15 protein-coding genes and 6 pseudogenes are annotated in these 17,855 nt (G+C 68.6%); 15 read left to right on the top strand and 6 right to left on the bottom strand.

Going from position 1 to position 17,855, the window contains the following annotated elements:
• Positions 1–241 precede the first annotated feature (241 nt).
• Both CES90_RS48130 and trpC read left to right on the top strand, forming a co-directional pair.
• Positions 242–1,543 carry a ferredoxin reductase family protein gene (locus CES90_RS48130; protein WP_373313651.1) on the top strand — a complete coding sequence of 434 codons (1,302 nt, stop codon included), beginning with the start codon at positions 242–244 and terminating at the stop codon, positions 1,541–1,543.
• Between the two features lie 376 nt (positions 1,544–1,919).
• Complete coding sequence (trpC, locus tag CES90_RS48135) at positions 1,920–2,705, top strand: indole-3-glycerol phosphate synthase TrpC (RefSeq protein WP_189788778.1); 786 nt, start codon at positions 1,920–1,922, stop codon at positions 2,703–2,705.
• 174 nt (positions 2,706–2,879) lie between these two features.
• Here the strand turns inward: trpC and CES90_RS48140 are convergent, their stop codons facing one another.
• Positions 2,880–4,310 (bottom strand): glycoside hydrolase family 43 protein, encoded by a 1,431-nt coding sequence (locus tag CES90_RS48140; protein WP_189788779.1) that lies wholly within the window; start codon positions 4,308–4,310, stop codon positions 2,880–2,882.
• 808 nt (positions 4,311–5,118) lie between these two features.
• Here CES90_RS48140 and CES90_RS48145 point away from each other — a divergent pair.
• Positions 5,119–5,292 (top strand): annotated as a pseudogene (locus tag CES90_RS48145) (RICIN domain-containing protein); the annotation flags it as partial.
• Between the two features lie 225 nt (positions 5,293–5,517).
• Here the strand turns inward: CES90_RS48145 and CES90_RS51015 are convergent.
• Positions 5,518–5,736 (bottom strand): annotated as a pseudogene (locus CES90_RS51015) (ATP-binding protein); the annotation flags it as partial.
• Between the two features lie 55 nt (positions 5,737–5,791).
• Positions 5,792–6,739: pseudogene (locus tag CES90_RS51020) on the bottom strand (IS110 family transposase); the annotation flags it as partial.
• A 157-nt stretch (positions 6,740–6,896) separates the two neighbouring features.
• Between CES90_RS51020 and CES90_RS48155 the strand changes: the two are divergent.
• Together CES90_RS48155 and CES90_RS48160 are read left to right on the top strand one after the other, a co-directional pair.
• Positions 6,897–8,078 (top strand): MFS transporter, encoded by a 1,182-nt coding sequence (locus CES90_RS48155; RefSeq protein ID WP_229914467.1) that lies wholly within the window; start codon positions 6,897–6,899, stop codon positions 8,076–8,078.
• Positions 8,079–8,164: 86 nt separating this feature from the next.
• Positions 8,165–8,524 (top strand): annotated as a pseudogene (locus CES90_RS48160) (aldo/keto reductase); the annotation flags it as partial.
• Between the two features lie 365 nt (positions 8,525–8,889).
• On the opposite strand, the gene CES90_RS48165 reads toward CES90_RS48160, so the two are convergent.
• Positions 8,890–9,255: a winged helix-turn-helix transcriptional regulator gene (locus CES90_RS48165; RefSeq protein WP_189788190.1), complete on the bottom strand. Its 366-nt coding sequence runs from the start codon at positions 9,253–9,255 to the stop codon at positions 8,890–8,892.
• A 114-nt stretch (positions 9,256–9,369) separates the two neighbouring features.
• On the opposite strand from CES90_RS48165, the gene CES90_RS48170 reads away from it, so the two are divergent.
• From CES90_RS48170 to CES90_RS48180, 3 genes are all read left to right on the top strand, one after another.
• Positions 9,370–10,359 carry a zinc-dependent alcohol dehydrogenase family protein gene (locus tag CES90_RS48170; RefSeq protein WP_189788191.1) on the top strand — a complete coding sequence of 330 codons (990 nt, stop codon included), beginning with the start codon at positions 9,370–9,372 and terminating at the stop codon, positions 10,357–10,359.
• An 85-nt stretch (positions 10,360–10,444) separates the two neighbouring features.
• Positions 10,445–11,257, top strand: a complete 813-nt coding sequence (locus tag CES90_RS48175; protein ID WP_189788206.1) for an SDR family oxidoreductase — start codon at positions 10,445–10,447, stop codon at positions 11,255–11,257.
• Positions 11,258–11,677: 420 nt separating this feature from the next.
• Positions 11,678–12,930, top strand: a protein-coding gene (locus CES90_RS48180) for an IS3 family transposase (protein WP_189788192.1) whose coding sequence is annotated in 2 segments (ribosomal slippage) — positions 11,678–11,960 and positions 11,960–12,930 — 1,254 coding nt in all. Because the reading frame shifts where the segments join, the coding sequence is not laid out codon by codon here.
• 186 nt (positions 12,931–13,116) lie between these two features.
• On the opposite strand, the gene CES90_RS48185 is transcribed toward CES90_RS48180, so the two are convergent.
• The gene (locus CES90_RS48185; RefSeq protein ID WP_189788775.1) at positions 13,117–13,884 is read right to left on the bottom strand and encodes a hypothetical protein; all 768 of its coding nucleotides are present in this window, start codon (positions 13,882–13,884) and stop codon (positions 13,117–13,119) included.
• A gap of 228 nt (positions 13,885–14,112) precedes the next feature.
• Between CES90_RS48185 and CES90_RS48190 the strand changes: the two genes are divergently transcribed.
• The 6 genes from CES90_RS48190 (at position 14,113) to CES90_RS48215 (ending at position 17,323) form a co-directional block, all read left to right on the top strand.
• Positions 14,113–14,544 (top strand): Asp23/Gls24 family envelope stress response protein, encoded by a 432-nt coding sequence (locus CES90_RS48190; protein WP_189788776.1) that lies wholly within the window; start codon positions 14,113–14,115, stop codon positions 14,542–14,544.
• A gap of 36 nt (positions 14,545–14,580) precedes the next feature.
• A complete protein-coding gene (locus tag CES90_RS48195; protein WP_189788774.1) occupies positions 14,581–14,808 on the top strand; it encodes a hypothetical protein in 228 nt (75 codons plus the stop codon).
• Entirely contained in the window at positions 14,805–15,251 is a 447-nt protein-coding gene (locus tag CES90_RS48200; protein ID WP_189788773.1) for an Asp23/Gls24 family envelope stress response protein, read from the top strand. Before CES90_RS48195 ends, CES90_RS48200 begins: the two co-directional genes overlap by 4 nt.
• Entirely contained in the window at positions 15,248–15,943 is a 696-nt protein-coding gene (locus CES90_RS48205) for a DUF6286 domain-containing protein (protein WP_189788772.1), read from the top strand. Before CES90_RS48200 ends, CES90_RS48205 begins: the two co-directional genes overlap by 4 nt.
• 10 nt (positions 15,944–15,953) lie before the next feature.
• Complete coding sequence (gene amaP / locus CES90_RS48210; RefSeq protein ID WP_189788771.1) at positions 15,954–16,547, top strand: alkaline shock response membrane anchor protein AmaP; 594 nt, start codon at positions 15,954–15,956, stop codon at positions 16,545–16,547.
• Between the two features lie 605 nt (positions 16,548–17,152).
• A complete protein-coding gene (locus CES90_RS48215) occupies positions 17,153–17,323 on the top strand; it encodes a hypothetical protein (RefSeq protein ID WP_189788770.1) in 171 nt (56 codons plus the stop codon).
• Between the two features lie 46 nt (positions 17,324–17,369).
• On the opposite strand, the pseudogene CES90_RS48220 reads toward CES90_RS48215, so the two are convergent.
• Positions 17,370–17,714, bottom strand: a pseudogene (locus CES90_RS48220) (SpoIIE family protein phosphatase); the annotation flags it as partial.
• Between CES90_RS48220 and CES90_RS51030 the strand changes: the two are divergent.
• A pseudogene (locus CES90_RS51030) lies at positions 17,707–17,838 on the top strand (acyl-CoA desaturase); the annotation flags it as partial. The pseudogenes CES90_RS48220 and CES90_RS51030 sit on opposite strands and share 8 nt — an antisense overlap.
• Positions 17,839–17,855 lie beyond the last annotated feature (17 nt).

Below are 17,855 nucleotides of genomic sequence, written 5' to 3' on the forward strand. Positions count from 1 at the left end.
CTGGCGGGTGTTCACCGGAATGGGTGTCTGACGGCTCGACCAGCACGCCGATCGCGGCACAAGAATGGTCGAGGCCAAGTAGGGCTCTTTTTACGTCAAGTTCCGTATTCTTTCGCGACCGGCGCCGTATCAGGTGAGGACGCTGGGTCCTCACGACCTCGCGAGTGCCGGGCGCGAGTGCGTCACATGAACAAGAGGGGAAGCGGTGGAGGCGACGATTTCACGGGTGCGGCAGGGCACCATACCTCCGGTCGTTGCGGCGCGGTGGGCGCTGTGGACGTTTGTCATCGTAAACTTGGTGATCGTCGAGGTTCTGTTTTTCACCGCCGGGACCGGGGGGAACGGGGTGCTCACGGTCGCCAAGTTCTTCGGCATGCACGCCGCCGTGCTGCTGCTGTTCCAGCTGTTGCTGGTGGCCCGGCTGCCGTGGCTCGACCGCCGTATCGGCATGGACCGGTTGACGGTGTGGCACCGGTGGGTCGGCTTCACCTTGCTGTGGACCGTCCTCACCCACGCCGTGCTGATAGTGCTCGGCTACGCCAGGCTCGATGACGCGTCGATGACGAAGACGTTCTTTGCACTGGCCGGCGTGCCGGCCTCCTTGTTCGGGATGTGCGCCGCGGCGATCGTCGTCGTGGTCGCCGCGGTCTCCGCCCGGAAGGTGAGGCAGCGGCTGCGGTACGAGACGTGGCACGGCGTGCACCTGCTGCTGTACCTGGCGCTGGGGCTGGTGTTTGTCCACCAGTTGCAGGAGCCCACCACCTTCAAGTCCTCCGCGCTGGCGATGACCTACTGGTGGATCCTGTGGCTGTTCGCGTTCGGTGCCCTGGTCACGGGGCGGATCGTGATGCCTCTGTGGCGCAACGCCTATCACCGGTTCGAGGTCACGGCGGTGGTGCCGGAGTCGGACGACGTGGTGTCGGTGCACGTCACCGGCCGCCACCTCGACAGGCTGCCGGCCCGGGCGGGCCAGTTCTGCATCTGGCGCTTCCCCGGGCACAACCACTGGTGGCTGGCCAATCCGTTCTCGCTGTCGGCAGCACCCGACGGCCGCACGCTGCGCCTGACCGCCAAGGCGGTCGGCAGCACCAGCGCCGGCCTGCGTAACCTCCCCATCGGGAGCCGCGCGTTCGTCGAGGGGCCGTACGGGGCGTTCACCTCCTTGCACCGCACGCGGCCCGGCGCCCTGCTGATCGCCGGAGGGGTGGGGATCACGCCGATTCGCTCCCTGCTGGAGGAGGAAACGGCCGGCGACGTGGTCGTGCTCTACCGGGCGCGCAGCGAGAGCGCCGCCGTGCTGGTCGACGAGGTCCGGTCCCTGGTCGCGGACCGCGGCGGGCAGCTGCACCTGCTCACCGGCCCCGCGGGGGAGGGGAGCTCGCCTTTCGAGCCGGACAGTCTCCGTGCCCTGGTTCCCGACATCACCGAACGCGACGTGTACGTCTGCGGCCCGCCCGGGATGACCTCGGCCGTGCTCGGCGCCCTGCGCGGGCTGAACGTTCCCCAACAGCAAGTGCACGCCGAGCGGTTCGGCCTGGCCTGAGCCGCCGCCTCCGGCGGTATCCGGCTCTAGACTGAAGAGGAGAGGGGAGGGGCGCGGCCGGACAGAGCCCTCCTCAAGGGCACCGAGGCTGCATGCAAAGCGCCGAGCGCCTGCATGCAGCCTTTGGGTCCAGGTGCGCGCCCATGGCTTCGTGGATGGCCGCCGACAGGCGGCCGTGGTCGTCAGGTCCGGGATCACGACACTTCACGGATCATCCGCGAGAGGTTCAACTTCCGCGCCGCGTGGCAGGCCGGTGCGCATGCCATGGTCGAACCGAATTGCCTTCTTCTGAGCACGACTTGGACGTGGGTGATGCACGGCCGCACCCAAGCCGGGGAACGTGCGGAGCGGCAGACAGTTCGACAAGGAGAGAACAATGAGCGTTCTTGATGGGATCCTCGCGGGAGTTCGCGAAGACTTGGAAGAGCGTAAGCGTGCGACGCCGTTGGCGGAGCTGCGCTCCCGGGCGGCGGACGCGGCACCCGCGCTCGACCCACTGCCCGCGTTCCGGGCGCCCGGGGTGTCCATCATCGCCGAGGTGAAGCGAAAGAGCCCCAGCAAGGGTGCGCTGGCAGACATCCCCGACCCCGCGTCCCTCGCGGCCCAGTACGCGGCCGGCGGTGCCGCTGCGATCAGCGTGCTGACCGAGAGCAGGCGTTTCGGCGGCTCTCTCGCCGATCTGGACGCCGTACGTGCCAGGGTCGACGTGCCCGTCCTGCGCAAGGACTTCATCGTCGACCCCTACCAGCTGTGGGAAGCCCGCGCACACGGCGCCGATCTTGCGCTTCTCATGGTCGTGTCGCTGGACGACGGCCAACTCGCCGACCTGATGGGGCTGTGCAAGGAGTTGGGTCTCACGCCGCTCGTGGAGGCGCATACGGCCGACGAGGTGCGGCGCGCCGCTGCCGCGGGAGCCGAGCTCCTCGGCATCAACGCGCGGGACCTGACAACGCTGGATGTGGATCGCGGTGTGTTCGCCGACCTTGTGACAGCCATCCCGGAAGGCACGGTGAAAGTCGCGGAGTCCGGAGTGACGGGCCCGAAGGACGTGGCTGAGTACCGCGGTTGGGGAGCCGACGTGGTACTGGTCGGCGAGGCACTGGTCCGCTCGGGGGACCCGAGCACCGCCGTGCGCGAGTTCATCGAGGCGGCCGGAGCGTAAGGGCCTCTGGCTCGGCCAGCGGCACGCCTGGTGGTCGGCGCCGGGGAGAAGTGTGTTGGGCGTCGGTGTCGCCGGGATGGCTCGTGGACGGGAAGCCGGCGCCTCCCCCGCTGGTGGGGCGGTTGGCGGGTGAGGGGTCGCCGTGAAGGCGCCGGCATTCCTGTCGGCAGCAGGTCAGCTCGTGACGCGGAAGGTGGCGTCGGCGCGGCCTGTCGCGGTGGTGATCGGGTCGAGGCGGAGTTCGTAGGCGTAGTGGCGGATGTAGCGGTCGGGGTAGTTGTACGACTGGAACGACGACCAGGTCGAGTCGGCGAGGCCGGCGACCTTGCGGAAGGTGGCGTCCGCGGCGAACCGGGTGGTGCCGTCGTTGTAGGCCAGCTGGAAGTCGAACCCTGAGTGCCGCAGGAAGTAGCCGGGGTAGTTCACCGACTCGAAGGCGACGGTGCCGGAGTCCGCCAGGCCGGGCCGCAGCCGGAACTGGGCGTCGGGGCCGGTGATGTTCTGGTCGATGCGCACGTCGAAGTTGGCGTGCCGCACGTACCGGTCCTGGAAGTTGAACGACTGGAGCCCGTTGACCGGGGTGTTGGCCCAGCGGGCGAGCACGCGGCTCTCCTCGGCGGCGGTCAGGTTCAGGATCGAACCGTGACGCTTCTTCGTGCCGCCCATGTTGTAGCTGCCCGATGCCGGGAGCTGGTAGGTGCCGGGGGAGGAGGGGTTGGTCGTGGTGACCGGCATGTAACCCCGGCCGGAGGAGTACTGGTCGAGGTAGAGCGCCCACTCGTTGCGGTCGCGGAACTTCATCCACATCGGGCCCTCGACCTGGGCACCGGTCAGGCCGATGCCGGAGAGGTTGCCGAGGTGCGTCCAGGTACCGAGGATCGAGTTGCTGCCTTCGAGGGTGATCTGGCCGTCACCTGAGGCGCGCACGTAGCGGTAGTTGCCGACGCCGGCCGGCACCTCGACGATCTGGGTGTCGATGAGTTCCTGGGTGCCGGGGCGGTCGATGTAGATCTGCGGGGTGGTGATGGTGCGGAAGTCGCTGGTGCGGGCGTAGAAGATGCGGTGCTTCGTCTTGCCGTCGAGGGGCACGTTCGTGGCCCAGTACAGGACGTAGTCGTTGGTGGCGGGGTTCCAGATCGCCTCCGGCGCCCAGGCGTTGCGCCCGTCGGGGATCGCGCCGGCGACGTTCAGCAGCCACGGCTGCGACCAGGTGACCAGGTCCGTGGACTCCCAGACGACGAGGTTGCGGCTGCCGTTGTTGATGGCCTGGTCCCAGTTCTGCCCGCAGCCGATGCACAGGTCGGTCGCGATGATCCAGTACTTGTCGCCGCCCGGCGAGCGGACCAGTGCGGGGTCGCGCACCCCGCGCGTACCGACCGTGGAGCGCAGGGTCATCCCGCCGCCGTTGAGGTCATTCCAGTGGAGGCCGTCCGTGCTGTGCGAGAAGTAGATCTGCTGACCGGTTGCCCCCTCCCCGATGAAGTGCGTCATCAGGTAGCCCGGGTCGGCAGCGGCCGCCCGGTCCGGCGCGGTCAGGGCTTGACCTGTGAAGAGCAGGCAGGCGGCGAGTAATATCGCCGACAGCCGGGCGCGAAGCACGGACATGTACATCTCCTGTCGTTGAGCAAATGCCACCGCCGGGCGAAAAGGGTCAAGGCGGGGTGGCAGGGGGAGCTCGATCTCGGTGTCGGCGGGACAGGGCGGGCTGCCGCACGGCGCGGAAGGGGCCGACTGGATCCGGGTAGCGGTGTGTCTCCCGTGTGCGGTCCACTTCGCCGTGGTGATGGCGTGGCCGGGCGCACGATGCCGGTGCGTCCGTGGTGACGACTTGTGAGGTGATGGCACGGCTGTCGCCCGAGCAGGGCGGTCGTGGTGCGGGGCCGGCCGGGCGGTTGGTCAATGCGGGCCCGGGTGGGCGCGGTGCGGCGAGACGGTCTGTGGTTTTGGTCGCCCGTTGAGCGCTTCGCCTGTCCGCGGCTTCGACGTTTTGTTCTTCTGCGACTCCTGTTTCTCTCTTGTCCAGGCCAAGCGGCCTTCGGCGACATCAGACGGCGGCCGCCCGATTCCCCGCCTTCTGGTACTGACCGTTGCTGCGCCTTGCGGGCATGCCCTTCCCGTGCTTGGCCGGGGGAAGCCTTCGTGGCCGACTCCCTGTCCAGCTACATGAGTTGTGCGATAAATCGAACGGCGTTCGTGAGGTCGGGCAGACGTTAAGTGTGGGCAGCGGGACGCGTCAATACCTTCGACATCCGTAGTCCACGGGAGCTGAAAAGGCAGGGGCGGCGAATGGGCGCGCAGGGTGTTCGAGGCTTCGGACTCCGTCGCTGCAAGGGCTTTGCGTGTTCAGCGCATCCAGCGTTCCGTGGCGGAGACGCGGGAGGCGTACGGGGTGCTCACCACGGTGACCGCCCTGATGGCAGCCCTGCTGACCGGGTTGGGCGCCGCCGGGACGGCACAGGCGGCCACCGTGGACACGAGCGCGTGGTACGTGCTGGTCAACCGCGGCAGCGGCAAGGCGCTGGACGTGTCAGGCGCGAGCACTGCCGACGGGGCCGCCCTGTCGCAGTGGACTCGCCACGGCAGCGCGCCAGTGCCGCCGCTGGTGCCGACGCGGTGGTAGGCGTCGGCGGCAGGCCTTTCGGCCTTCTCGTCGGGCCATGAGAGGTGCTGCATCGTCAGCCCGTCGAAGCCCCTGAGGAAGAGCCACACCCCGCGGGTCGGTGACCGACGGCGCTCGGTGTCCGGCTTGCTTCGGTGAGACCTGTCTGTGCTTTTCGGCAGGAAACTCTGCCAGGTCGGCACCTGACCGGTTTCAGTCCGCACTGATCGGAATGCGCAGCCGTACCTGGTAGCCGCCCTCCGCGGTCGGGCCCGACTCCAGGGTGCCGTGCAGGATGTCGGCCCGTTCCCGCAGGCCGACCAAGCCCTGCTGTGAACTGGGCAGGGAGAGGGAGGGGCGCGTGGGCGTGGTGTTGGTGACGGTCACTCCGATGCTGTCGCCGTCCTGCCACAGCTGGACGCGGGCGCTGGCGGTCGCCGGAGCGGGAGAGCCGGTGGCGGGCCTTGTCCGCGCTGGCGATCTCCACCGGGGCGGCACCGGCGTAGTTCGCGAACGCCGCCGAGGTGGGGAATCGGTGAGCCCGTCGGGTGCGGCCGATCAGCCGGGCGGCCATGACTGGCCCGATGCCCGGGGTGTCCATCAGCGCGCTGCCCGATGCCTCCACAAGGCTCTGCATCCGGGCAGCATTGTCCGTGAGCTGCTTGTCCAGCCTCCGGATCTCGGCGACCAGATCCCAGGCGATGTCCTTGCGGACGGTCTCGACGTCGCCGGCGGGACGGACGGACCGCAGCAGTTTGACGGCCAGGTCCGCGGACAGCTGGGTCGGGGCGCCGCCAGACAGCAGATCACGCAGCAGCGCGTGAAGCTGGTTAACCGTGCGGACCCGGGCCTGGGCCAGGTTCACACGCCGTTCGTCCAGAAGAGCCAGCGCCGTGGTGTGATCCTCGGGCTCGACATCCCGTCCGTCTCCCTGCAGACAGGCGACGGTGGCCGCGGCCGCGGCGTCGATCTGGTCGTTCTTGCGCCGTCCACCGCGGGAGAGTTCGCGCACCCGACTGGTCGCTGCGGCAGGCACGTCGACGACGCTCTCACCGCGGGCGATGAGCCACTGAGCGAGATGCCGGCCCAATCCGTTGGCATTCTCCACAGCCCACTTCCGCTGCGGCCACCGCTTGGCCCAGGCCAGCAGCCGCCGGTAGTCCGTCAGGCTCGCCTCGATCCGCATCGTCCCGACCTGCTGGTTTGATTCCGGCTCGACGGCGGTGGCGGTATGGGTGGACTTGTGGGGGTCAACACCGAGCAGTATCACGGGACAGTGTTCCTCACGGTCGGACGACAGGGCATCCACGGCCGACACGCCGACTTCCGGAACCAACCGGCCGGGACACGCCTCTGTTGAGTCAGACCGCGGACGGACACCGGACCGGCGACATACCCCGGGAGAGCCAGCCCCGAAGAGCGGCAGACGGTTCACGAGTCACCCGGCCCGGCGTCCTACGGCACGCTACGAGCGGCCAACCCGACCGCGTCCCGCTACCCCCATACAAGTCGGCGGTTCAGTGAGTTCCCCTTCGTCCACGAAGCCGGATACCTCGACCACCGCACCTCTCACAGCCGACGGTGGCGCGTCCGTGCCTGCCGGGAAGGTCAAGCTGCCATCCGTGGTGTGGCTGATGGGCAGCATCACCTTCATCATGGGCACCAGCGAGTTCGTCGTCTCGGGCCTGCTGCCGCAGATAGCCACCGCCCTGAAGGTCAGCGTCTCCAGTGCCGGGATGCTGATCACCGTCTTTGCCATCGGCATGACGATCGGCGCACCCCTGATGGCAATCGCGACCCGGCGCCTGCCGCGCCGCTCGGCCCTGATAGCCGCGTTGCTGGTCTTCGCCGCGGGGCACGTTCTCAGCGCGCTCAGCCCCAACCTGACCCTGGCGATCGTCGGCCGGATCGCCGCCGCGCTGGGCCACGGCACCTTCTGGGCGGCGGGCGCCGTGATCGCCACCGCCGCGGCCGGCCCGGCCGCCAGCACCCGTGCCACGGGCGTGATGGTGGGTGGCATCACGCTCGCCAACATCATCGGCGTCCCCCTCGGTACGGCAGCCGGCCAGCTGGGCGGCCGGCAGACCCCGTACTGGGTGCTCGCCGCGCTCGCTGTGGTCGCCGCCGTCGTGATCAGCCGCCGCATCCCGGCCGACACCGCCCGCGCCGACAGCTCCCTGCGCGCTGAGGTGGCCGCGCTCAAGCAGCCCCGGCTGTGGCTGGTCTACCTGTCCATTGCCCTGCTCCAGGCAGGCATCATGGGTGCCTACAGCTACGTTGCCCCGCTGCTGACCGACCGCGCCCACCTGGTCAGCGCGGCTGTACCGCTGGCGATGCTCGGCTTCGGCATCGGAGCCCTGTCCGGCACCACGGTCGGCGGACGTCTCGGTGACCGGCGGCCCTACGGCACGCTCATCCCGACCGCCGCCCTGACCACCGCGGCTCTGGGTGCGATCACTCTGTGGGCGACCAACAGCGTCGTGGCCGTCGTCCTGATCATGCTGCTCGGTGCCGCCGGTTTCGCCGGCAACCCCATCGTCGTGGGACAGGTCATCAAGATCGCTGGAGCCGGGCGGTCCCTGCCCGTAGCCCTGGCCACTTCCGCCTTCCAGATCGGCATCGCCACGGGCTCCTGGCTCGGTGGTGTCGCCCTGACCTCCAGCCTTGACCTGAAGGGCCCGTCTCTGACCGGCTTCGCCTTCGCTCTGGTGGCCCTGCTGCCTCTCGGCCTGCTGGCCGCCACTGAGCGCAAGGCGGAAGCAGCGCGCAGCTGACACTCCTGAGCGAGGACGCCCGCTCCCTCCGCACGCCGTACGACACCTCGATCCGAACATCCCGGAAACGACTCTTGGAGAGGACCATGGAACACCGTCTACTCGGCCGGACCGGCCTGTCCGTCAGCAAGATGTGCCTGGGCGCGATGATGTTCAGCCCGTGGGGCAACTCCGACCACGACGAAGCCACCAGGACCATCCACCATGCCCTGGACGCCGGCATCAACTTCATCGACACCGCCGACGTCTACTCCCACGGCGAGTCCGAGGAGATCGTCGGGCAGGCGATCAAGGGACGCCGGGATGACATCGTCCTCGCCACCAAGTTCCACAACCCCATGGGGGAAGACCCCAACCAGCGCGGCAACTCCCGGCGTTGGATCATGCGGGCCGTCGAGGATTCGCTACGGCGCCTGCAGACCGACTACATCGACCGCGCCGAGGCGGCCTGGGGCGAGATCCTTTCCGCGCCCCCCTCCGCGCCCTCACCGGCCACCCCCGGCACCACTGAGCGGCCACACCCTCGTGATCCGCTGAGCGGAGCCCACGTCGGCTCATGCCCAGCGACCATGACGTCCGGCTTGTTCGGGGGCGGTGACCCCGCCCCCGAACTCCACGAGCCGAACGTCGCCTACGACCGATGCCCGTCCAGGTCGGCCAGGGCCCGCCGCACCTGCTTCCCTCTCCCAGGGCAGCAACGCGTTCCTGGACGCCCGCGACAGGTCACTCCGCACGCCCCCGTGTCGTACACCGGCTTCACAGCACTCCAGGCTGTCCATGACCGACCGGAGTGCCCTCTCGTACATCCCCCTCACGCGTTGGCGAGGTCGTACGCGCGCCGGCCTTCCGCGACCTTCGCTCGGTGCTTCGACGCCCACGCCAGCAGCGCACACAGCGGCGCGTCCAACTCCCGCGCGTGCGGGGTCATCTCGTACTCGACGCGGGGCGGAACCTCGGGGTACACCGTGCGCATCACCAGACTGTTGCGTTCCAGGCGGCGCAGAGTCAACGAGAGTATCCGCCTGCTGACGCCTGTCAACGCCCGCTCCAGCTCGCTGAACCTCCGGGGCCCGCCTGACAGTTGCGCCAGCACCGCAAGCGCCCACTTGTCGCCGACCAGATCGAGCACTTCGCGCAGTGCGAACCCCTCGGCGGAAGGAACTTTTCCGTCGTCCATCGTCGTGACCTCGTTCGTAACAGGCTTGTGCCCTCGTACCAGAAAAGTGCCGTCTTCCGCTGCGAACACCAGTGATCCACGATCGATTCCGCGGGGCGAGGAGAGAGGGAGCAAATGGCGAAAACAGTTCGGTTCTCCACCGAAGGCGGCCCGGAGGTTCTGGAGTTGGTGGATGCCGAGATCGGCGAACCCGGTCCCGGCGAACTGCGGATGCGGGTGGAGGCGATCGGCCTCAACCGGGCGGAGGCGATGTTCCGCTCCGGCACGTACTTCGAACGCCCCAACGAGTTCCCGGCCAGGCTCGGCTACTCGGCGTCCGGGGTGGTCGAGGCGGTCGGCCCGGACGTCACCGGGCTCACGCCCGGGGATCCGGTCAGCAGCATCTCCGGGTTCTCCATGCGGGATTACGGCGTCTACGGAGAGCAGGCGATCGTGCCCGCGTCCGCGGTGCTCCGTCCGCCGGACGGACACGACGCCATACAGACGGTTGCGCTCTGGAGCCCGTTTCTCACCGCGTACGGCGCACTCATCGACGAGGGCGGCGTACGCCCCGGCGACCACGTGCTGATCACCGCGGCCTCGAGCAGCGTCGGGCTGGCCATGATCGACGTCGCGAACCACATCGGCGCCATCCCGATCGCGGCCACGCGCACCACGGCGAAGCGGCAGCGTCTCCTGGAGGCAGGCGCGCCGCACGTCATCGTCACCGACGACGAGGACATCGTCGAGCGCACCCGGGAGATCACCAGTGGCCATGGCGCGGAGTTCGTCTTCGACGCTGTTGCCGGGCAAGGGGTACGAGCGTTGGTCTCGGCCGCGGCGAAGGGCGGGGCGGTGGTGATCTACGGCTCGCTCGACACACAGGACACGCCGTTTCCGCTGGGGTTGGGAGCGCGGACCATGCGGCAGTTCAACCTCTTCGACCTGGCACTCGAGCCGGAGCGGCTGAGCCGCGCCGAACTCTTCATCCGGGCCGGAGTCCGTGCCGGGACCTTCCGCCCGCAGGTGGACCGCACCTTCGACCTGACCGACATCGCCGCAGCGCACCGGTACATGGAGGAGAACGCGCAGTTCGGCAAGGTGGTGGTCACCGTGGGTGGCTGACGGCCGGGAGCCAAGCAGGCGCAGAGAATCAGACGCTCCTCGTTGCTGGACGCAACTGGTGCAGATCACATCAAGAAAGTAGGGCATCATGCTCGAAGGGAAGGTTGTCGTCGTCTCCGGCGTCGGGGCCGGCCTCGGTCACCAGGTCGCGGCAGCCGTCGTACGCGACGGCGGGTACGCGGTACTCGGAGCCCGTACGGAGGCGAACCTCACCAAGACGGTCGCGGCCATCGATCCGGACGGCACCAGGACCGCCTGGCGGACGACCGACATCACGCGGGACGAGGACTGTGCGGCCCTGGCGGAACTTGCGGTCGACCGGTACGGGGCCTTGGACGCGGTGGTCAATGTCGCTGCCCTGGACACGCACGTCGGCGGTCTCCAGGACGCCGACTTCGAGAGCTGGCACCAGGTCGTCGATGTGAACCTGATGGGCACCATGCGGATGACCCGGGCCTGTCTCCCGGCGCTCAGGACGCGCGGCGGCTCGGTCGTCCTGATCGGCACCCAGGCTGCCGTCGCCGCCAATACCCAGGTGCCCGGCATGGCGTACGCGGCGTCGAAGGGCGCGTTGTTGTCCGCCATGTACTCCCTCGCCTGGGAGCTGGGCCCCGACCGGATCCGGGTCAACACGGTGCTGCCCGGCTGGATGTGGGGCCCGACGGTGGAGGCGTACGTACACGAAGGGCCGGAGGTGTCCCCTGGTGAACGCAGCGCCGCACATCCCGACAGCGCGCCGGAGCCCGAACGGCTGACCCGACTGGCCGACCGTATGGCGCTGCCCGAGCTGGCCACCGACGCGGACGTGGCTGAGGCCGTCGTCTTCCTGGCCTCCGACCGAGCCCGCGCGATCACCGGGCAGTCCCTCTTGGTGAACGCGGGTGAATGGATGAGGTAGGCGGAGCGACTCTGCGCAGCAAGGTCATCCGTCCCGCGCACAGGCACAGTTGGTCTGGCAGCCGGGCGCTGACGCGTCCGGCAAGCGCAGGTGCGATGCGCTGCAAGCAGTCCGGCTGAGGACGCGAACTGGGCCCCGAAGGCCTCGACCCCTACCTTCAGACCAACTCGGTTTTCGCCGCCCTCATCCCGGCTCCCTTTCTCACCAGCTGACGGTCACGATCGACAACCGAGTGCCGTTCCAGCAAACCCGGCGTCTTCCCTGAAGACGGGCGCGTTCGTCGAGCGAGCACCGGACAGGGCAATTCGTCTCGCCACGGCCGTTGATCGTCTGGTTACGCCCAAGGAATCTGAAACCGGGTGACCAAGGGTGAACCGCCCCGGCTCGAATGGAGACTCGATTTCATGAAAGGATCGAGTCATGGCACGACCTTCCCGTTACCCGCTTGAGCTCCGCCGTCGTGCGGTGCGCATGGTCGCCGAGGTGCGCGACGATTACCCGAACGAGACGGCCGCCCTGCAGGCGGTGGCAGAGAAGCTCGACATCGGCTCCCGCGAGACGCTGCGGAACTGGGTGAAGCAGCACGAGATCGACTGGGGCCAGCGTCCGGGGACGACGACGGAGGAGTCCGCCCAGCTCAAGGCGTTGAAGAGGGAGAACGCCGAACTCAAGCGGGCCAACGAGATCCTGAAGGCCGCGGCAAGTTTCTTCGCGGCCGAGCTCGACCGGCCACACACACGCTCGTAGCGTTCATCGACGAGCACCGGGACCGCTTCGGCGGCGTCGAGCCGATCTGCAGAACCCTCACCGGACACGACTGCAAGATCGCCCCTTCCACCTACTACGCCCACAAGAAACGCCTCGGAACTCCCTCCGCCCGTTCCGTGCGCGACGAGGAACTCAAAGAGCGGATCCAGGAGGTCTATACGTCCAACTACCGTGTCTACGGGGCCCGGAAGATCTGGCGCGAGCTGAACCGGCAGGGGCATGCCGTGGCCCGCTGCACCGTCGAGCGCCTCATGCGCGAACTCGGCATCACCGGCGCCGTCCGCGGCAAGAGGGTGATCACGACGATCACCGACCCGGCCGCCGGTCGAGCCCCGGACATTGTCGACCGCGACTTCGTCGCCAGTGCCCCGAACCGCTGCTGGGTCGCCGACTTCACGCACGTCGCCGCCTGGAGCGGGGTCGTCTACGTCGCCTTCGTCGTGGACACCTTCTCCCGGCGCATCGTCGGCTGGTCCGCCTCCACCTCCAAGGAGACCCAACTCCCTGGACGCAGTGGAGATGGCGCTGTGGTGCAGCGCGACCGCGAGGACCGCCCGCACACTCCAGGGCAGCTGATCCACCACTCCGATGCCGGCAGCCAGTACACATCGTTCAAGCTCGCCGAACACCTCGACGCGGCAGGCATCGCCGCGAGTATTGGATCAGTCGGAGACGCGTACGACAACGCCCTGATGGAATCGACGATCGGCCTGTACAAAACCGAGTTGATCAAACCTCAACGCCCCTGGAGGTCGCTCTCCCAGGTCGAGTTGGCCACCGCCGAATGGATCGACTGGTACAACCACCGCAGACTCCACGGTGAGATAGGCCATGTTCCACCCGTCGAGTACGAGGCCAACCACTACATGGAATCCACGAAACCCCAGGTCACAACCATAATCTGAGATCTCTACCGAACCCGGGGTGCCTCTGTGTCTTGTCAAGCCGCCTGGCCAGGGAGGGACTTGACTCTTCGCTCGTCGGCGATCATGACGCGCCAGACGTGGCTCATCCGACGACGGCTTCACCTGTCCGGGCCTTGGCACACCACACCCAACGACCCGAAAGCCCCAAAGTCACCGGTATTGTGGCTAGGCCGCGGTTTCTGTGATGAGGACGGCTGCGGTGACCGGGCCGGATTTGTCGGTGGTGGCTGCGTCGGCTACGGCGGCCCGGACGGCGCGGGCGACTTCCAGCGGATGGTGGCCGCGGGCGACCGCGAGCTGGACCTCGATGTGGCGGCCGGGTGGATCGTCATGATCCTCCACCTTGACCGGGCGGCTTCCCAGCACGGCGGTGAGGCGGGCGACGCCCGGAACACCCGCCGCGACGTTCGCCAGTTCCCGGACGGGCCCCCACATGGATCCTGTTCCGGTCACCGTGGGCGAGCTTCGGGTGGCTGCGGTTTCCGGCGCGGGCCTCATGGCCCTTGCTGCGGCCCGCGACTTCACGCCCGTCTCCGGGCCGTCATGGAGATCCGTGACGCGCAGGTCGGCTGTCACGGTGGCCAGGCCGAGACGTTCAGTGGCCGCGTTGAGCAGTGCGCTCCTCAACTGGTCGGTGGTCTCGGGCAGCGGCTGCCCGAAGGGTGCTGTGAAGGCGGCTTCGATCCTGAGCGGGCCAGGCGGTAGTGCGCTGGCCGGCGGACGGACGGTCGGCTCGTACACGGGCTCGAGCGGTGCCGTCCCGATGCGCAGAGACTCCAGCCGGACGCCGGGGATCTCAGCGGCCGCGAGCTCGAGGACCCGGACGGCCGCTTGTTCGGTGATCCATGTCCCGTCGTGGGGCTCGCCGAGCGGGAGCAGCCGGCCCAGGTCGAGCTGGTGCCGTACCGCCTGCGTCCATGCCTCGGTTTTCACCGGCCTCTCACCCTCCTTCTTCCATGGCTGCGGTTCTCTTCCTGCCGCACTGCGCCCGGAGTGTCCGCGCGGGCTCCGGGCAGGGACGCTCGGGCCACTCGTTGGACCGCTCCGCCTCACAGTGTGCATATCGAGCAAAACGCCCTAACAAGAATATAATCTGAATAAAAAGGTGCATAAAGGGTGCAAAGTGGGCTTCTTGAGGGAGGCGTGACCTCGATGACCTCGATGACAGAGAACACCGGCGTCAGGCATGGCGCTGCGCCCGGTTCTCGCGGCCGGACGACCATCGCCGATGTGGTGGTGGAGAAGATCGCCGGGATGGCGGCACGGGACGTACGTGGCGTCTATGCCCTGGGCAGCGGATTCGCGCGCTCGATGGGAGCCATGCGGGAGCGGATGCCCGGTGCCGGCAGTGGCAAGTCCGCCACACGGGGGGTCAGTGTCGAGGTCGGTGAGCTGCAGGCGGCCATCGATCTGGAGATCGTCGTCGAGTACGGCGTCTCCATCACGGACGTGGCCGGTGAGGTGCGGGAGAACGTGATCTCCGCGGTGGAGCGGATGGCGGGGCGGGAAGTCGTGGAAGTCAACATCGTGGTCAGCGATGTGAAGCTGCCCGCCGAGGAGGAGGAAGGGGAGGAGCGGCAGCGGATCCAGTAGCCGGGGCGGCAGCCCGCTTGAGTGAAGGAGCGCGAAATGAGCAGGGCCGTGGTGGGCTTGATGGCCGGAATGGCGCTGGGTTTCGCCGCGTATTTCGGTGACTTCTGGGCGTTCCTGCTGGTGCTGGGGCTGGGCGTCGTCGGACTCGTGGTCGGGCGGTTCATGGAAGGTGATCTCGAACCGGGCGACTTCGTCCGCCGCCGAGACCGGCAGGATCGGATCCGCGATGACCGGCGACGGGTTCGGGGAGACTGGCGGCAGTGACCGGTGAAGCAGATCGGCGTCCGGGCATTCCCCGTGGGGAGCGCGGTGCGATCACCATCGCGGACCGGGTCGTCGCGAAGATCGCTTCTCGCGTGGCGCGCGAGGCGCTGAGCCGGTTCCCCGAGTCGGTCGGCCGCGTACCACCCGGCCGTCGGACGCCACGCGTGACCACTTCCGTGCGGCGGGCACCGGAGCGGGATACCGCAGGACGAGACGCCGAGTCTGCCGCCGGACGGCAGGCGGTGCTCGGCGAGGCACGGCTGCGCATCACCGTCGAGCTCGGCTATCCGTCCGACATCGGGGCGCAGTGCGCCGCGGTGCGCCGGGAGGTTATCGAACGGCTCACGACATGGGCCGGCATGGAGGTGTCCGACCTCGCGGTGTCGGTCGAGAGGCTGCACTCGGTGCATACGCGCCACACGGACCAGGAGAGGGTGAGATGAGCGCGAACACCTCGCGGCAGCCGACCGGTGACAGCGGCCTTCCCTCCGAACCCGGACAGGCAGCTCCGTCCACAGATGGCGCCCCGGGGGCGGGCGAGGCCGCTACGAATACGAAGGTGGTCGACGGATCAGGCCGGTCGGCGCACCGTTTCTGGTCGTCGCGGCGGATTCCCGCGGCCGTGGTAGCCCTGCTGTCCGCCGCGGCCATCGGATTGCTCCTGTACGACGTGGTCTCGGTCCGGGCAGGCCGGAACGCGATGCGCTGGCGGCGGCGGCTCGCCGAGGAACTGGCCACACGGCCACTGGACGACGTCTGGGTGATCGTCGGGGCCGCGGTGGCGATGGCCCTCGGCCTGTGGCTTTTCCTGCTGGCGGTGACGCCGGGACTGCGCCGGCTGCTGCCCATGCGCCAGCCCACCGGCATCCCCGGGACAGAGGACGTCCGAGCCGGGCTCGACCGCCGCGCGGCCGCCCTGGTTCTGCGCGACCGGGCCATGCAGGTGCCCGGTGTCCAGTCGGCACAGGTCGACGTCGGCCGCCGGAAGGTCAAAGCCCGGGCGCGCGCCCATTTCCGCGATCTCGAGGAGGTCCGCGCGGACCTGGACACCGAGCTGGGCGAAGCCGTGACGTCCTTGGGTCTCGCCCGGCAACCCACGCTGACCGTGCGCGTCCGGCGCCCGAAGAAGGGCTGAGGTGATCCCGATGCTCAAGACAGTCAACCGGGTGCTGCTGGGGCTTCTCGGCCTCGGACTGTTCGCCCTGGGCGGCGGCGTACTGCTGGGCGCACTGGACCTGCAGCGCCACTGGGACTTCGACGTGCCGGGCTGGTGGCCCTTCCGCGGGCCGGACGATGTGGTGCTGGGCACCGAGGGACGCACCCGGTGGCGGGAAGAAGGCTGGTGGTGGCCGACCGTCATCGCGGTGCTCGCCGTGCTGCTGGCCCTGCTGCTGTGGTGGCTCCTCGCGCAACGCAGACACCGCCTGGGCGGGGTCCTCGTCGACAGCGAGGACGGCGCGGCGGCCCGACTCGACGGCCGCACGCTGGAGGACGTGATCGAGGAAGAGGCACAAGCCCTGGACGGGGTCTCAGGGGCTCACGTACGACTGACGGGCCGAAGTACCGCTCCGACCGCGCGGGTACGGCTGCTGCTGGAGCCTCACGCCGATCCAGCGCGGACTCTGGGGCAACTGAGCCGGGAAACACTCGCGCACGCTCGGGACTCGGCCGGCCTGGACCGCCTCCCTTCGAAGGTCCGACTCAAGGAAGTCCGCCACCACGCCCAACGCACCGCATAAGACCCCCTTAAGACCCCCTGGGCCGAACTCCCATGGGGCACCGGCTGCGACGCTTCCCGGATTCCTGGAACCCGAGCGTTGTGGCATGCAGAGGATCGGACGAACTGAATGTTGCGCACTCGCTTGGCTGTCGGCGTACTCGCAGACACCGGCTACGCCGATGACGTGTGCGGCGAGCATGATCATGAGCCCGAGGATGACGATATGGCGCGCGCTCCAGGTACCGGGTTCCGCCTGGCCGGTAGAACCGTCCGGCCTGCGACGCCACCACCCACAGGGTGGGTCCCACCTACTCTGGCGTGAGGGGGAGACCTGGCTCGCATCGGAGGCCCTCACGACTGCCTCGGAGTCATCCTCCTCGTCGCCGGCCTCTCCATCCTGGAGACCATCGGGATCACCTGGTCGTCGTTGGCCTCATCCTGCGGATCCGGGGATCGGTGGGGTACGCCGTAGGCGGACGCCACCACTGCTGGTAGCGGCCTGTGTGCGGGCCCGCACGTACCACTCCTCGGCCGATGCGACACCGAGGAGAGTCACAGCGTGTCCCGCCGTACTCGAGAGCCACGCAGATCCCGCGCGGTTCCCTCCCAGGGAGGCATCCCGTCATGGTCCTCTTCCTGACCCTGCTCATCGCCGGAATCGCTCTGATCGCCATCGGCGCGGCCGTCGACGGCATGCTCTATCTATTGTCCGTCGGCGTACTACTCCTCATCGCCGATCTGCTCTACCTGGCGGCCCGCTCCATGTGGCGCTCCCCTCGGCGCCCGGCCCGTTGAAAACGCCCGGCCACGGCGGCGGACACTTGGTGGTGCGGTCGTCGGCTCACTCCAGGAGGGCGAGGTGGTCGGCGGCGCTGCCACGCCATTCGATCAGGAAGAGGGGCGCGTCGTCGGTGGTGCGGCCGCCCCGTTGCTGCTTCAGGGCGTGGGAGAGTGAGCGCACCACCGCTCGTACTCCCTTCTCCGTGTGTTCGATGCGGTTGACCCAGTGAATGAGTTGTTCTTCGCTGAATTGTCCTTCGCTGAATTGTTCTTCGCCGGTTTCGTGCTCCTCGATCAGGCCGTCGGTGAAGCACAGCACTCGGTTGCCGCGTTGGAGCGTCTGCCGGCTGATCCGGGCCTCTTCACCGCCGAAGCCGACGGGCAAGGTGGTCGGGCCCCCCAGTTGCCACGGCGTCGACCGCGGCCAGCTCGACCCTTCCGCCGCCGTCATCCGCCTCCTGGAACGCCTCGGCTGGGTGCACGACGTGCGCTGGCCCACTCCGGACCGCGTGGCCTCCCGCCGCGCCTGACACAGGTCACTCACCTC

The organism is Streptomyces capitiformicae (assembly GCF_002214185.1).
In the GTDB taxonomy this organism is placed as follows: Bacteria; Actinomycetota; Actinomycetes; order Streptomycetales; family Streptomycetaceae; genus Streptomyces; species Streptomyces capitiformicae.

What these genes read in the sequence shown, in the direction of transcription:
- trpC (WP_189788778.1), top strand. Translation starts at nt 1,920, where the DNA reads ATGAGCGTTCTTGATGGGATCCTCGCGGGAGTTCGCGAAGACTTGGAA.
- CES90_RS48165 (WP_189788190.1), bottom strand. Translation starts at nt 9,255, where the DNA reads ATGGACGACGGAAAAGTTCCTTCCGCCGAGGGGTTCGCACTGCGCGAA.
- amaP (WP_189788771.1), top strand. Translation starts at nt 15,954, where the DNA reads ATGCTCAAGACAGTCAACCGGGTGCTGCTGGGGCTTCTCGGCCTCGGA.
- CES90_RS48140 (WP_189788779.1), bottom strand. Translation starts at nt 4,310, where the DNA reads ATGTCCGTGCTTCGCGCCCGGCTGTCGGCGATATTACTCGCCGCCTGC.
- CES90_RS48195 (WP_189788774.1), top strand. Translation starts at nt 14,581, where the DNA reads ATGAGCAGGGCCGTGGTGGGCTTGATGGCCGGAATGGCGCTGGGTTTC.
- CES90_RS48215 (WP_189788770.1), top strand. Translation starts at nt 17,153, where the DNA reads ATGGTCCTCTTCCTGACCCTGCTCATCGCCGGAATCGCTCTGATCGCC.
- CES90_RS48190 (WP_189788776.1), top strand. Translation starts at nt 14,113, where the DNA reads ATGACAGAGAACACCGGCGTCAGGCATGGCGCTGCGCCCGGTTCTCGC.
- CES90_RS48205 (WP_189788772.1), top strand. Translation starts at nt 15,248, where the DNA reads ATGAGCGCGAACACCTCGCGGCAGCCGACCGGTGACAGCGGCCTTCCC.
- CES90_RS48170 (WP_189788191.1), top strand. Translation starts at nt 9,370, where the DNA reads ATGGCGAAAACAGTTCGGTTCTCCACCGAAGGCGGCCCGGAGGTTCTG.